Raw genomic sequence first — 13,718 nt, 5'->3', positions numbered from 1 at the left:
TAAACTGTTTGACAAAAAATCTAGTCCTGAACCGGCACAGGTTGCAAAATGTTGCGCGAGCCAAGCCAGTCAAGCATTCCCAGCCTGATGCGTTGCAAGCGGGAGGCCATATTCTGCAAATCCAGCGCAGCGGGGCTGCCCGGAGAGTGCATCATTAGCGGCTTTTGCAGGCAGACTGCTTCTGGTAATTTTTTGTCGGAGCGCACATGCCCCAGCAAAACAGGCTCTATGTGCAGAAAATGTTTGCACGCGCCGGAAAGTTTGTCGAATGAAGATTTTGCCTCGGCCTGGGAGGTTGCCTGATTGACCAGCACCATGAAGTCGCGCAGGCCGTAACGGCTGTTGAGCACCTTGATGAGGGCGTAGCTGTCGGTCAGGGACGTGGGTTCGGGCGTGATGACAACGATGCGCACCGAAGCCATGGCGGCAAAGGTCTGCACCGTGCCGGAAATACCCGCGCCGATATCCATGAAGACAAAATCATATTTGTGTAGCACAGGTTCCAGCCGGGAGAGCAGCAGATCGCGCGCGTCGGGCTGCAGCTCGGTCAGTTCCGGCACGCCAGACGCTGCGGGCAGTACGGCAAAGTCCTCGCCATCAATCTGGCAGAGCACGTCCGAGACATCGGCTTCGCCCAGAAGGGCTGTCTGGAGGTTGCCTTCAGGCGTAATGCCCAGCAGCACGTCAAGATTCGCAAGGCCCAGGTCGCAGTCCATCAAAAGGGTTTTAAATCCTTGCTGGTGCAGGGCGCAGGCTATATTGAGCGACATGTTGGTTTTGCCCACTCCGCCTTTGCCGCTCAGCAGGGCAACGCTCAATGTCGTATTCGCCATCAGTTTCCCCCAAAGAAGAGAAATCGTTTTTCGCTGGAATGTACAAGGGTGGTTCTGGCGTCCAGGGCAGCACCACCCGCTATGCAAATGTGCCCGTGCTTTTGGGCCAGAGCCTCATCCGTGGCCTGTGCGGCCTTGCCCAACAGGGCCTCGGGGGTTGGTCTGCCCCCCTGATCGGCACAGGCTATGCCCAGAGCGCAATTGGCTTTTGCCGCATACCTGCCCTTGCTGACAATAGGAATTTCCGCTGCGCGGACAGCAAAGATTTTTTGTATCTGCTCGGCCATCAGGCGCGCACGCAGTACGCTGACGCCGGGCAGAAGGAGGGCAAAGCGCCCAAGGCCGGTACAGCCCAGAGTATCGCATTCCTCGCGGCACTGCCGCAGGCAGTCCACAAGCAGGGTTTCCAGCGCCAGCCCAGAGGCCTCGTCCAGATGCGTCTTGTCGCAAACGGCGCCTTCAATCAGGGCCAGATCGCCCCCTGTGCGGGAGAGGCGCAACAGTTCGCGGCTTATCTGCACCGTAAACATTTCGGCCATGAGCAGGTGGGCAAGGTGGCCGGGGGCATTACTGGGGCCGCCGCCCAGTTCCGGCAAAAGGCCGGGGCCAGCGGGCAGGGCGCACCAGCGCCCGGTGGGGTAGCGGCGCAAAAACTCCTGCCACCTGCTGACGTTGAAACCCGGCAACAGCCGGGCCACCAGCACAGATTCGCCGCTGCTGCGCGAAGCTGCGCCGTCTGCCTGCCGCAAGGCAAGCAGCTCGGTGGCAAGTGCGTCAAAATCAGCGTTGTTGCTCATGTCGGTGCAGCAGGTAATCGTGTTGGAACTGGTCGATCTGACCGTTCAAAACGCCTTCCACATCTCCGGCTTCGGAGCCGGTGCGGTGATCCTTGACCAGCCTGTAGGGCTGCAAGGTGTATGTGCGGATCTGGCTGCCAAAGGCGATGGCGTCCTTGCCGGCGTATTCCGCCTGCCGTTCCGCATCGCGTTTTTGCAGCTCGATGTTGTAGAGGCGGGCGCGCAAAACGCGCATGGCCGTGTCCTTGTTGTGGTGCTGCGATTTTTCGTTCTGGCACTGGGCAGTAACACCAGTGGGAATGTGGGTCACGCGCACGGCCGAACTTGTGGTGTTGACGCTCTGCCCGCCGGGGCCGCTGGAGCGGAAAATGTCCACGCGGATGTCGGATTCCTTGATGTCCAGCTCAATATCGTTGCCCACATCGGGGATCACGTCCACAGATGCAAAGGAGGTGTGGCGGCGGCCCGATGAATCGAAAGGCGAAATACGGATAAGTCGGTGGATGCCGCGCTCGCTTTTGAGAAAACCAAAGGCATGTGAACCGGCAATGCGAAGGGTAACGCTCTTAACGCCCGCCTCATCGCCCGGCAGGTAGTCCAGCTCTTCCACGGTGTACTTGTGGCGCGCGGCCCAGCGGGTGTACATGCGCAGCAGCATTTCGGCCCAGTCCTGCGACTCTGTGCCGCCAGCGCCGGGGTGGATTTCAAGGATGGCGTCCTGGTTGTCCTCCTCGCCGGAAAGCAGCATGACAAGCTCGGTTTCGTCCAGCAGGGCGGTAAGATCGCGGTTCTGCTGATCAAGGGATTCCAGGGCTTCGGGGTCTTCGCTTTCAGAGGCCAGGGCCAGCCATTCGTTCATGTCGTCGTGGCAGGTCTTGAGGCGGCTGAGACGCTCGATTTCTTCTTCAAGACGCCGCTTTTCCTGCAAAACAGGGGTCAGCGCTTCAGGATTGTCCCAAGCGCCGGGGCGGGAAATTTCGTGTTCGATGTCCTGCAGGCGCTTCTGGCTGGCGGCAACGTCAAAGACGCCCCCAGAGGGTGGCGAAACGTTGGGAAAGGGGCTGGCATGCGGCGCGCAGATCACTGAGTTGCAACATTGTGGATACTATGGGGGTTAAGGTGAATGCCCTGAGGCGTAAAACCGCGCAACCGGGAGGATCAGACCTCCGCGTGCGCGCGGCGCTGACTGCGTCAAGGCCGAAAAAAATCAGGAACAGCTGGCGGCTTTGTCGCGATCTTTTGCAAACCTGCCGCCGGGGCCGAGCAGCAGCAGGGTCAGAAATACCAAGGCGGCCCCAGGCATAAGCCAGGAAGAAATACTGTGGAACAGGCTTGGCGCGGTCACAATCGCCGCCTTGCCCCAGACGGCCTGCGCCTTGAACTGGCCTCCGTGCATGGTCAGCCGTGCGCGCGGATCCACCACAACAGAAATACCCGTGTTGGTGCCGCGCAATATCCAGCGGTTCTGCTCCACGGCCCGCAGGGCAGTGAGGTAGAGATGCTGCCGTGCCGCCGGAGTGTTGCCAAACCAGCCGTCATTGCTGATATCTACAAGAATATTTGCCCCATCCGCCACGCGGTTCTGGGCAAGCCACGGGAATATTCCCTCATAGCAGATGAGCATTCCCAGAGCAAGATTGTCCTGCCGCAGCGGAGCGACAGCCGTGCCAGTCTGGTATACGCCAACCCCTTGCAGCAATGCCTCCAGAAATCCCCAGTTGAGCCATTCCGGCAGATATTCGCCAAAGGGAACCAGATGTTCCTTGTCGTAGTATCCGACAGTATCGCCCTTGGGGTTCAGCAAAAAGGCCCGGTTGAAAACATCGGGATCTTTTTTGCCGGGGTGGCGTTCGAGGCCCGGCGCGCCAAACAGCAGCGGGCTGCCGCTGTGGGCCGCCAGCTCGCGAATGCGCGGGGCATGCAGGGCATTGACCTCAAAAAAGAAAGGCATGGCTGTTTCCGGCCACACAATGAGAGGGCGGGCATCGGGTTTTTGCGCAAGACCCTGATACGTCAGGCCCAGATACAGATCCACAGTCTGCCGCTGAAAGGCTGGAACCCACTTCTGGTTCTGGTCAACATTGCCTTCCACATAGAGCACATCCACGCTGTCTGGCCCGGTGGGCTCGGTGACCATCGGGTTGGCGTAAAGCCGCCAGCCCCCGTAGCACAGCAGGGCAATCGTGAGCACAAGGCCCGGAATCAGACTTGTGCGGTCGGGGCAGAAACGTCGGGGCCCGCAGACAAAGGCAAGGCAGCACAGCAGGGCCGCCATGCTCCACAGGCCTGTAAGGGCGTAACCGCCCACCATGTCCGCAGCCTGCACCAGTATGGGCCAGGGGGACAAAGCCCCGGCCATGTCCAGCCAGGGAAAGCCCAGGGCAAGGGCATAGACCGCCTCAAGCAGATACCACAAGAGGCCGAGCAGCACGGCCTGCACCCAGGCGGGCCTTTGGCGGAACATGTGGGCCGCCAAGGCAAACAGGCCGCCAGCACTGCCAATGCAGGTTACGATGAACAGCGCGCAGGGAACGGCCAGCAGCCAGGGCAGGCCGCCCACGTTGTGCACGGGCAGGGTGAGCCAGTAGAGCGCTGCCATACCGCCAGCAATGGTGCCAATCCAGCCCATGCGCAAGGCAATGGCGCGATTTGCGGCCTCCCGGCCAAGCAATGCCAGCGCCACAGGCCACAGGAGCACCAGTGGAGGAAAGCTGATAAGATCGTTGGGAAAACCCAGCCACAGGCCTAGTGCGGCAGCAAGGCACAAAACCCAGCTGCGCTGCGTGGCCCATGGCGCTTCAGGACGGAACAGCTTCATGCTTTTGCCGCTTCTTCCTCTTCCGTAGCCGGAGCGGGCGCGGCGTGGTCAGCAGGTTCCATGCGCAGGCGGATAATGAGCTTCCTGTCAGCTTCAAGCACGGTAAAGGCCCAGCCACGCAGGGTAAAGCGCTCGCCGGGGCCGGGGACGTGCCCCGCCTCCATGCTCAGGTAGCCGCCGATGGTGTCCACCTCGTCCGAATCCAGATCAACGCCCAGATCTTCAATGTCTTCCAGCAGGGCACGGCCTGTGAGTTCATAGACATTTTCGCCGAGGGGGCGGATGTCTTCCTGACGCGGCGCATCGTGTTCGTCTTCAATATCGCCCACGATTTCTTCCAGCACGTCTTCGATGGTGATGAGGCCGGATGTGCCGCCGTATTCGTCAAGCGCAATGGCAATGTGCTGTTTGCGGGCGCGAAATTCCTGCAGCAGGGTGCGGATGGACTTGGTCTCGGGCACAAAGAAAGGCTCGCGCATGACCCGCGAAACGGCGGGGGCGTGATCTCCCTGATCCAGCAGGCTGCTGAGAACATCCTTGGCGTGGAGAATCCCCACGATATTGTCGCGGGTGTCCTTGTATACGGGAATGCGCGAATGACCAGAACGCACAATGATGCGCGCCACTTCCTGAAGCGGCATGTCATCGGGAACGCAGTCTATATCGGTGCGGGGGATCATGGTGTCCTGCACCTGAAGATCGTTGAAGCGCAGGATGCCAAGGAGCATGGATTCCTCGTAGGGTTCCACCTCGCCGTCGGCTCGTGCTTCCAGAATGGCTTTTTCGAGAGATTCCTGATCGTCGTGCCCGAACAGTCTGCTCAGGCGCGACCAGATGGTACTGTGACCTTCCGTGCCGCCGTCCAAAATAACCTCCTAGGTTGGCGTACTCACTACGCGCCGCGCGCGCTTGCCTGCGGTGCAACCGCCACGGCAGAATTTTCCTGCTAAAGTATTTTCACGTTGCAATGCCTGTTCATCGGCAAAGCATCTTCATTCGAGAGGCAGCCCTTGCATGGAACGGTCTGCGTTTTACAAACATTCCGTACGCGGATTTTTTCAGTATCCGCATGGAGCTGATCATTTTTACTGTCAATATGCCCTAGCCAGTCAGCTTGCGCTGCTGGATATCCATTTGCATCACCCATTGGGTAATGGGCGAAACACCGCTTTTGGGGGTGCTGTGGAACCAGTTGATATCGGCCTTGCCCTGTTCCAGAACCGCCCAGTTGCTGAATTCTGTCCCCAGAACCAGGGCCGGGGTGGGTTCTTTCTGCATGCGGATATTGAGCACGTCACAGGTGCACCAGAATGTGACCACGCGGTCTTCCTTGCTCATCTGATAGATGATGAGACAAAGTAACTGGGAACCTTTGTCGAGGTCAACTGGCTTGTCTTCCAGCGATTCCGCAGGAAAGCGCAGGGCCATGCCCGTGGCGGAAATGTCGGCCACCTGCACGAGCTCGTTTTCCATGCCGGATTTATAATGCAGCAGGGGTCTGCCAATTTCAGCCGTGTTGCGGGGCATGGGCTTGGCGGGATCCATCTCCCACACGCCGATAACGCGCACCAGATCCTTGGGCGGTTTAACGCGGATGAAATGGCGTTTTTGCCCAGCGTCTATATCCTTGGGCATGGCAAGGAGAAGGCGCGATTTGTCGTACGCGCCCTTCACCTGAACAATCTGGGTCTGGAATTTAAAAAAGGAGGGGCCTTCGGGCAGGGTGGCGCGAAAGAATACTTCCACCGGGGTGCCTTCAAGCTCGCGCGATACATAGGAAAGAACTTCCATCTCAAGCTGGGTGGAAAGTATCCTGGCGAGTGTACCGGCCATGCCCTTGCTGTTGTGGAGTTCCTCAACATTAAGGTCGAATATTTCGTTTTGTTCCTGCGCTGTTTCAAGCATGCGGCGGATGATTTCCGCACGCTTTGCCGCGTGGCGCATGCTCTGCAACCGGCCTTTGACCGAGACGAGCGTGGCGCAAAGCGCCGCAAGCAGAATGCCGACAACAATAAGAAGTTGGGTGCCCGTCATAGATTCACCGGTGTCAACAGTTGTGTGGCGTCATCCCTCACTGCGGGGATGCAGCAGCGCCATTGGGGTATTTTTCAGGGCGCAGCAATCCCAGTTTGTGGAGGTGAACCTCCAGGCATGCAACCGCCGCAGGGGTTACGCCGGATATTCGTCCAGCCTGCCCAAGGCTGCAAGGGCGCACCCTGTCCAGTTTTTCTACCACTTCATGGGATAACCCAGCTACTTTGGCATAATCGAGTTGCGGGGGCAAGGCCGTAGCTTCAAGCTTGGCCGAGCGGGCGATAAGCTCGCGCTGCCGTGCCAAATAGCCCTCATACTTGATTTCTGTCTGTACGCTTTCACAGGCGCCGGTTCCGGCGGCAGCTCTGGCAGCAGCCAGATCAGCCCCGGTCTCGGCCAGAGCTTCGTGTTGGGTCGCAGTCAGCATGGCTTCAAGCGAGTCCAGGTCAACATCCGGGCGTTTCAGGGCTTCTGCCAGAGTCTTGCCCACAGGCAACTGGGCCCCGGGCGCATCCTCGGGCACCTTGTGGCCAGGTATGCGTTTTTTGCCCAGATATTCCCTGAAACGTTCGGCGGCCTCCTGTTTTATGCAAAACGCGCGCCACTGTTCGTCGCTCACAAGCCCAAGTTCACGGCCAATCCGGGTCAGCCGCGTATCGGCATTGTCTTCGCGCAGCAGCAGCCTGTGCTCCGCGCGCGAGGTGAACATCCGGTAGGGTTCCTGAGTGCCGAGTGTTACAAGATCATCAACAAGCACGGCCATATAGGCTTGATCGCGCCCCGGCGTAAAAGGGGCAAGACCGCGCATGGCACACGAGATGTTCAGCGCGGCCCACAGGCCCTGCGCTGCGGCTTCCTCGTAGCCGGACGTGCCGTTGATCTGCCCTGCAAGCCACAATCCTGGCACGGCCTTGGTTTCAAGGGTGGAGCGTAACTGGATGGGGTTGGCGTAGTCGTATTCAATGGCGTAACCGGGACGCAGCACCACGGCGTTTTCCAGCCCTTTGAGGGCGTGAACCATATCGAGCTGCACATCGAGGGGCAGGCTGGTGGGAATGCCGTTGGCGTACACCTCTGCGCTGTTGAGTCCCTCTGGCTCCAGAAAAATCTGGTGCCGCTCCCGGTGGGGAAAACGGGCGACCTTGTCTTCAATGGAAGGGCAGTAGCGCGCCCCGGTGCCCTTGATGACGCCCGTGAACATGGGCGAGCGGTCAAAACCGCTGCGGATGATTTCGTGCGCGCGTTCATTTGTCCACGTCACATGGCACGAAACCTGTTCCAGCGCCGGGCCGGGGCCGTGAAAGCTGAAGCCCTGAGGCGGCGTGTCGCCCGGCTGTTCCTCAAGCTGCGAATAGTCGATGGATGATTTGAGGATGCGCGGCGTGGTACCGGTTTTCAGGCGGCCAAGGGTCAGGCCGAGGCTGCGCAGACTGTCTGAGAGGCCCAGCGCCGGAGCATCGCCCAATCTGCCGCCGGGCAGATTGGTAAGGCCCATGTGGATGCGCCCGTCCAGAAAGGTGCCCGTTGTCAGCAGCACATGGCGCGCTGCAAAGGTCAGCCCCTGGGCTGTGCGTACGCCAGTGACGCGGCCGTCATCGGTGGTCACGTCCACCACGGAATCCTGCCAGATGCGCAGGCCGGGCGTGTTGTAGAGAGTTTTTTTGAGCACGCGCTGATAGGCCTCGCGGTCAATCTGGGCGCGTGTGGCACGCACCGCAGGCCCCTTGCTCATGTTCAGCACGCGAAACTGTATGCCCGCAGCATCGGCCCACAGGCCCATCATGCCGCCAAGGGCGTCAATTTCGCGCACCATGTGGCCTTTGGCCAGGCCGCCGATGGCGGGGTTGCACGAAAGGTAGCCCAGGCGGTCAAGGTTGCCGCTGATGAGCAGCACACTGTGCCCCATGCGGGCGAGGGCCACGGCGGCTTCGCTGCCAGCGTGGCCGCCGCCGGCGACAATGCAGTCAAATATGGAATCAGACATGGGCTGCGTTCATGAGGATGTGGGCAAACACCTGCGAATCCTTGATGGTAGCGGTGATGGATGAGCGTTCGTCCGGTTGGTGGCAGGTATTTTCAAGGCAGCCCCACACGGCGGCGGGCAGGCCCTTTTGCCGCAAAAATGCAGCAACGGTTGCCCCGCCTATGCCCACGGCCTGCGCCTGAACGCCGTAAATGCGGGCGATGGCGGCCTTGAGCGCTGTAACAACGGTGCCGGTTTGCGGTATGGCCGTGGCGGCCTGCCGCTGCACCACGCTCACCTGTATCTGCACTGTGTGCTTTTCCGCCACTTCGGCGGCTACTTCGCGCATTTTTGCAAGCACGTTGTCCATATCCACATGGGGCAGAAGGCGGCAGTCAATGTAAAAAACATCATTGCCGGGAACGGTGTTGATGTTCGGCACATTGGCTTCGTGCTTGCCCGGCACAAAGGTGGAATAGGGCGGGTCAAACAGGGGATTGGCATCGGCAAAGGCAGAGCGCAGGGCATTGTGGCACGAGAGGGCCATGTCCGCCCCCGCCAGAAAGGCGTTGCGGCCCTTTTGCGGCGTGGAGCCGTGGCACTGGATGCCCGTGGTCTGCACCTTGAGCCAGAGCTGGCTTTTTTCTGCGATTTCGATGACATCGCCCTTGGACGAACCAGCGTCCGGCACGATGTAAAGATCATCGGGATTAAAAAAGTGCGGGGCAGTATTGAGCAGATGTTCCAGGCCATAAAGACTGCCGGTTTCTTCATCAGCCATGAAAACAAGACCAAGCGAAAGCTCGGGAGTAATGCCCTGAGAGAGCACTTCTTCCGCCAGCAGCAGCATACTGACTATGGCCTGCTGGTTGTCTTCCACGCCGCGCCCGTACAGAAAATCGCCATCGCGGCGCACCTGCCAGGGATTGCTGGTCCAGGCGGTGAGGTCGCCCGGAGGCACTACGTCCGTATGCCCGAAAAGCCAGAGGGTGCGGCTGCTTTTGCCGGGGATGCGGGCCACAAGGTTGGGACGCTGACCATCGGTAACGCGCGGGTCCGGCGCGTCAACGCGTGAAAGGGCGGTTACGCCGCAGGCCTTGAGCCAGTTGGTGATGCAGCGCACCTTTTCCATTTCGCCCTGGCCGCCGTTGTCCGGGCCAAGAGCCTGGCATGCCGTAAGAACGGCCTGAAGCTCCGCAACGCGGTCTTCTCGCCCGGCCAGCCCGCGCAACAAGGTGTCGAGTGTCTTGAACATGGGGTTTCCCGTATGGCGTTACAACGCGCAAGAGGCTGCTCGCGCAGCCCCTTGAAAAAGTCTTCAGCCCCGGCATGACCGTTGTTGAATCGGCCTGCAGCGATAAGATCGCAAACTGACCGCCAGCGGCATGTCGGAACCGATGTAAGCCTGGTTGGCCTAGCGGCCACCCTTGGCGGCGCGCTTGGACGCCTTCAAAGGGTTGACCTTTGCGGCAGCTGCAACAGAGGCCTTCACGTGCGTGGCAAAGTTGCAGCGCCCAGCAGACCATTTTTTGGCAGGGACAGGGTAGCTGGAGCAGAACTGTTCGCCTTCAAATTCGCGCAAGCGGTCGCAGCCAGAACACTGTTCAACCACCGGGGAAAGAACAAAACCGTTGACCACCACGCCTTCAGCGGTTTTGGTGGCTTTTTCCAGAGGGGTCATAGCAAAACCTCCATGCGCAGCAGCGCCGTATTGCTAAAATAACGGCGGAATGGCCGCCGCGTTGGAATGGAAAAATATAGTTGAAAGCAATTTTCTGTCAAGTAAAAGAAGTGAAAAAAATTTCAGCCGGGTTGCGGCGCGCAAACCTCGTACTATTGCGGACGCTTGTAAAAAAGCAGCCGCTCCGTCTGGCCTAGCCGCCCAGATATGCCTCGCGCACGCTGGCATTGGCAAGGAGATTCTCGGCGCGGTCTTCCATGACAACGCTGCCCACTTCAAGCACATAGCCGCGCGTGGCCAGCTTGAGCGCAGCACGCGCGTTCTGTTCCACCAGCAGCACCGTCACGCCTTTCTTGTTGATGGCCCGCACGGTTTCAAAGATGGAGCGCACCAGCAGCGGGGCAAGGCCCAGGGAGGGTTCATCCAGCAGCAGGAGGCGTGGCTCGGCCATGAGGGCGCGGCCTATGGCGAGCATTTGCTGCTCGCCGCCGGAGAGCGTGCCCGCGAGCTGATCCTTGCGTTCGTGCAAACGCGGAAAAAGATCAAAAATCCATTCCAGGGTGCGCTCGCGGCGGGCTTTGTCCTCAATGCAGAATGCCCCGAGGCGCAGATTTTCCAGAACGTTCATGATGCCGAAAACACGCCGCCCTTCGGGCGACTGGGCAATGCCAAGCCCCACGACCTTGTGGCTCGGCAGGCGCAGAAGGTTTTGCCCTTCAAAGAGAATTTCGCCTTCAAAGGGGCGCACCAGCCCGCTGATGGACAGCAAGGTGGTGCTTTTGCCCGCACCGTTGGCCCCGAGAATGGTGACGATTTCGCCTTCGTCCACCTTCAGGTCGATGCCGTGCAGCACTTCAACACTGCCGTAGCGCACGCGCACATTAGACAATTGCAACAGGGACATGGCTTACCACTTTTCGTCGTCTGCGCCCAGATAGGCCTCAATGACGGCGGGATCCTGCCGCACGTCTTCGGGCTTGCCCTGGGCAATCATGGTGCCGTGTTCCAGCACCACCAGTTTTTCGCAAATTTTCATCACCAGGCGCATGTCGTGCTCAATAAGCAGCACGGTAATGCCCCTGTCCCGGATGGCCCGGATGGTATGCACCAGAGCGGCGGTTTCCTGATCGTTCATGCCGCCTGCGGGCTCGTCCAGAATCACGAGGCGAGGGTCGGAGGCCAGGGCGCGGGCTACCTCAAGCAAACGCTGGTTGCCGTAAGAAAGGCCGCCTGCGGCCTCGGTGTAGCGGTCGGCAAGGCCCACAAATTCCAGCTCTTCCATGCAACGGGCAACGGCGGCTTTTTCTTCCTTGCGTTGACCCGGCGTGTGCAGCATGCATGATATCAGGCCGGATTTCATGCGGCAGTGCCGCCCGGCCAGCACGTTTTCCAGCACAGAAAGGCGGCCGAAGAGGCGGATGGTCTGGAACGTGCGGGCGATGCCCAGTTCCACCACCTTGTGCGGGCGCAGTCCGGCAATGGATTTGCCGTCAAAAAAGATGCGGCCCGATTCCGGCGTATAGTTGCCGGTTATGCAGTTGAACACGGTGGTCTTGCCAGCGCCGTTGGGGCCGATAAGCCCCACAATGCTGCCAGCGTCCACGTCAAAGGTAAGATCATTCAGGGCAATCAGGCCGCCGAACATCTTGCTCATTTCTTCAAGGCGCAGCAGGGTCATGCGGGCCTCCCGTCACTGGCAGCCGCAGGCGGTACATCCACCTTGTAGCGCCGCTGTCTCGGGGGCAACAGTCCCTGGGGCCGCCAGACCATCATGACCATCATGGCAAGGCCGAAGATAAGCATGCGCGCATTGGAAAATTCGCGCAGCACTTCGGGCAGGCCGATGAACAGAAAAGCGCTGATAAGCACGCCAAGCTGGCTGCCGCCGGAAAGAATGACCACCGCAAAGATGATCACGGATTCCATGAAGTTGAACGATTCCGGCGCAATGGTCGTCATTTTTGCGGCATAGAGCGTACCAGCCATGCCCGCCCAGAACGCGCCCAGCACAAAGGCCGCGAGCTTGTAATGGGTGACGTTGACCCCGCAGCCTTCTGCGGCCACGTCGTCTTCCTTGATGAAGTTCAGCGCGCGGCCAAAGCGGGAATGCCACAGGCCGTAGAACAGCAGCAGGCTCACGCCCACCATGCCCCAGACCAGAAAATAGAACTGCATGCTCTTGACGATCTTGAAGCCAAAAAACATGGGTCGACTAATGCCGAAAATGCCGTTGGCGCCGCCCGTGAGGCCGAAAACATCGTTGATAAGCGCAATGCGCACAATTTCCACAATGCCGATGGTGACGATCAGCAGATAGTCGCCGCGCAGGTGGATGATGGGGCGGGCCACAATGAGGGCGAATATGGCCGCTGCCGCGCCGGAGAGCGGCATGATCCACAGCACGGGCCAGTGGCAAACTGTGTTGAGAATGGCGGTGGTGTAAGCGCCCACGGCAAAAAAGGCGGCGTGGCCCATATGGAATATGCCCGCCTGCCCCAGAATGACGTTGAGCGAAAGGGCCAGCAGGGCGTAGAGGCCAATGCTCACGCACACGTCAAGCCAGTAGGCATTGCAAAAGAGCGGCAACGCGCACAAAAAGAGGCCCGCAGCCGCATAAACGGCGAAATTGCACGGAATCTTTTTCATAGTTTGTCCGCCGTGCGCTCGCCCAGAATGCCAGTGGGCCGGATAATCAGAATGAGAATAAGCACCAGAAAGGCGATGGCGTCCTTCCAGGCAATGGCTATGTAGCCTGCGGCCAGGGCTTCGATAACGCCGAGCAAAAGCCCGCCCAGCATGGCGCCGGGGATGTTACCGATGCCACCCAGGATGGCTGCTGTAAAGGCCTTGAGGCCGTACGACCAGCCCATGGTAAAGTCGATCTGTCCGTAATAGATGCCCACCATCAGGCCCGCCGCGCCGCCAAGGCCGGGGCCGATAAGAAAGACCAGCGAGATGATGCGGTCAACATTGATGCCCATAAGCTGCGCTGCGCCGGGGTCGATGGCCACAGCTCGAATGGCCGCGCCTGTGCGGGTGCGCTGGATAAAGGCCCAGAGGCCGAGCATCAGCACAACGCTGGCCGCGATAACCAGCAGGCGCACGCCGGGCACTTCAAGACCGAGCATCCTCACCGTAAAGTCGGGGCGCAGATAGTCGGGGTACACGTAGAAGCGCGCGCCGTAGATCAGCATGACCGCATTCTGGAAAAATATGGAAGCGCCAAGGGCGGAAACCACGGCGGAGAGGCGGTTGGCATTGCGCAGGGGACGGTATGCCGTACGCTCAAGCAAAAAGCCAATAATCGCCACCAGCAGGGCCACCATGACAAAAACGGCGGCTACCGCCAAAAACGGATTGAGCGCGCCTGCCATATTGCAGCTGACAAGCAGGGTAAGCCCCAGATAGGCACCAATGGTAAACAGGTCGCCGTGGGCAAAGTTGATGAGCTTGAGCACGCCGTACACCATGGTATAGCCCAGCGCCACAAGCGCATAGATGCCGCCCACGGCCAGGCCGTTCAAAAGCTGTTGGAGAAATTGTTCCATAATGTTCGGCGTTGGTACTCGGCATTTGGCGGGCGACCGGGATA

Annotated in this window: 13 protein-coding genes; all 13 read right to left on the bottom strand. The window is 59.8% G+C overall.

Annotated features, from left to right (window positions below):
- Positions 1 to 20: 20 nt before the first annotated feature.
- The 13 genes from RDK48_RS14710 to RDK48_RS14650 all read right to left on the bottom strand — a co-directional run bounded on the left by RDK48_RS14710 (position 21) and on the right by RDK48_RS14650 (position 13,674).
- Positions 21 to 833 carry a MinD/ParA family protein gene (locus RDK48_RS14710; RefSeq protein WP_022659462.1) on the bottom strand — a complete coding sequence of 271 codons (813 nt, stop codon included), beginning with the start codon at positions 831 to 833 and terminating at the stop codon, positions 21 to 23.
- Entirely contained in the window at positions 833 to 1,630 is a 798-nt protein-coding gene (locus RDK48_RS14705; protein WP_298993632.1) for a GGDEF domain-containing protein, read from the bottom strand. The genes RDK48_RS14710 and RDK48_RS14705 overlap by 1 nt, the downstream gene beginning before the upstream one ends.
- A protein-coding gene (gene prfB / locus RDK48_RS14700) for a peptide chain release factor 2 (RefSeq protein ID WP_298993634.1) occupies positions 1,614 to 2,727 on the bottom strand; the annotation gives its coding sequence in 2 pieces (ribosomal slippage) (positions 1,614 to 2,651 and positions 2,653 to 2,727; 1,113 coding nt in all). Before prfB ends, RDK48_RS14705 begins: the two co-directional genes overlap by 17 nt.
- Positions 2,728 to 2,837: 110 nt before the next feature.
- Positions 2,838 to 4,448 carry an apolipoprotein N-acyltransferase gene (gene lnt, locus RDK48_RS14695; protein ID WP_298993636.1) on the bottom strand — a complete coding sequence of 537 codons (1,611 nt, stop codon included), beginning with the start codon at positions 4,446 to 4,448 and terminating at the stop codon, positions 2,838 to 2,840.
- Complete coding sequence (locus tag RDK48_RS14690; RefSeq protein WP_022659466.1) at positions 4,445 to 5,314, bottom strand: hemolysin family protein; 870 nt, start codon at positions 5,312 to 5,314, stop codon at positions 4,445 to 4,447. The genes lnt and RDK48_RS14690 overlap by 4 nt, the downstream gene beginning before the upstream one ends.
- 235 nt (positions 5,315 to 5,549) lie before the next feature.
- The gene (locus tag RDK48_RS14685) at positions 5,550 to 6,482 is read right to left on the bottom strand and encodes a hypothetical protein (protein ID WP_298993638.1); all 933 of its coding nucleotides are present in this window, start codon (positions 6,480 to 6,482) and stop codon (positions 5,550 to 5,552) included.
- A 37-nt stretch (positions 6,483 to 6,519) separates the two neighbouring features.
- Complete coding sequence (gene mnmG, locus RDK48_RS14680) at positions 6,520 to 8,466, bottom strand: tRNA uridine-5-carboxymethylaminomethyl(34) synthesis enzyme MnmG (protein ID WP_298993640.1); 1,947 nt, start codon at positions 8,464 to 8,466, stop codon at positions 6,520 to 6,522.
- On the bottom strand, positions 8,459 to 9,700 hold the full coding sequence (locus RDK48_RS14675; protein WP_298993642.1) for a M20 family metallo-hydrolase: 1,242 nt from the start codon (positions 9,698 to 9,700) through the stop codon (positions 8,459 to 8,461). Before RDK48_RS14675 ends, mnmG begins: the two co-directional genes overlap by 8 nt.
- A 159-nt stretch (positions 9,701 to 9,859) precedes the next feature.
- Positions 9,860 to 10,126, bottom strand: coding sequence for a PxxKW family cysteine-rich protein (locus tag RDK48_RS14670; RefSeq protein WP_291445394.1), 267 nt, complete (start codon positions 10,124 to 10,126; stop codon positions 9,860 to 9,862).
- Positions 10,127 to 10,319: 193 nt separating this feature from the next.
- Positions 10,320 to 11,030, bottom strand: a complete 711-nt coding sequence (locus RDK48_RS14665; RefSeq protein WP_298993645.1) for an ABC transporter ATP-binding protein — start codon at positions 11,028 to 11,030, stop codon at positions 10,320 to 10,322.
- Positions 11,031 to 11,033: 3 nt separating this feature from the next.
- Positions 11,034 to 11,804, bottom strand: a complete 771-nt coding sequence (locus tag RDK48_RS14660) for an ABC transporter ATP-binding protein (RefSeq protein ID WP_298993647.1) — start codon at positions 11,802 to 11,804, stop codon at positions 11,034 to 11,036.
- Positions 11,801 to 12,772 carry a branched-chain amino acid ABC transporter permease gene (locus RDK48_RS14655; RefSeq protein ID WP_298993649.1) on the bottom strand — a complete coding sequence of 324 codons (972 nt, stop codon included), beginning with the start codon at positions 12,770 to 12,772 and terminating at the stop codon, positions 11,801 to 11,803. Before RDK48_RS14655 ends, RDK48_RS14660 begins: the two co-directional genes overlap by 4 nt.
- On the bottom strand, positions 12,769 to 13,674 hold the full coding sequence (locus tag RDK48_RS14650) for a branched-chain amino acid ABC transporter permease (protein WP_022659474.1): 906 nt from the start codon (positions 13,672 to 13,674) through the stop codon (positions 12,769 to 12,771). The genes RDK48_RS14655 and RDK48_RS14650 overlap by 4 nt, the downstream gene beginning before the upstream one ends.
- Between the last annotated feature and the right edge of the window lie 44 nt (positions 13,675 to 13,718).

It is taken from the genome of uncultured Desulfovibrio sp., from assembly GCF_902477725.1.
Classification (GTDB): Bacteria; Desulfobacterota; Desulfovibrionia; order Desulfovibrionales; family Desulfovibrionaceae; genus Desulfovibrio.
Note: the sequence above shows the minus strand (reverse complement) of the source record. Positions and strands in the feature narration are given on the sequence as shown.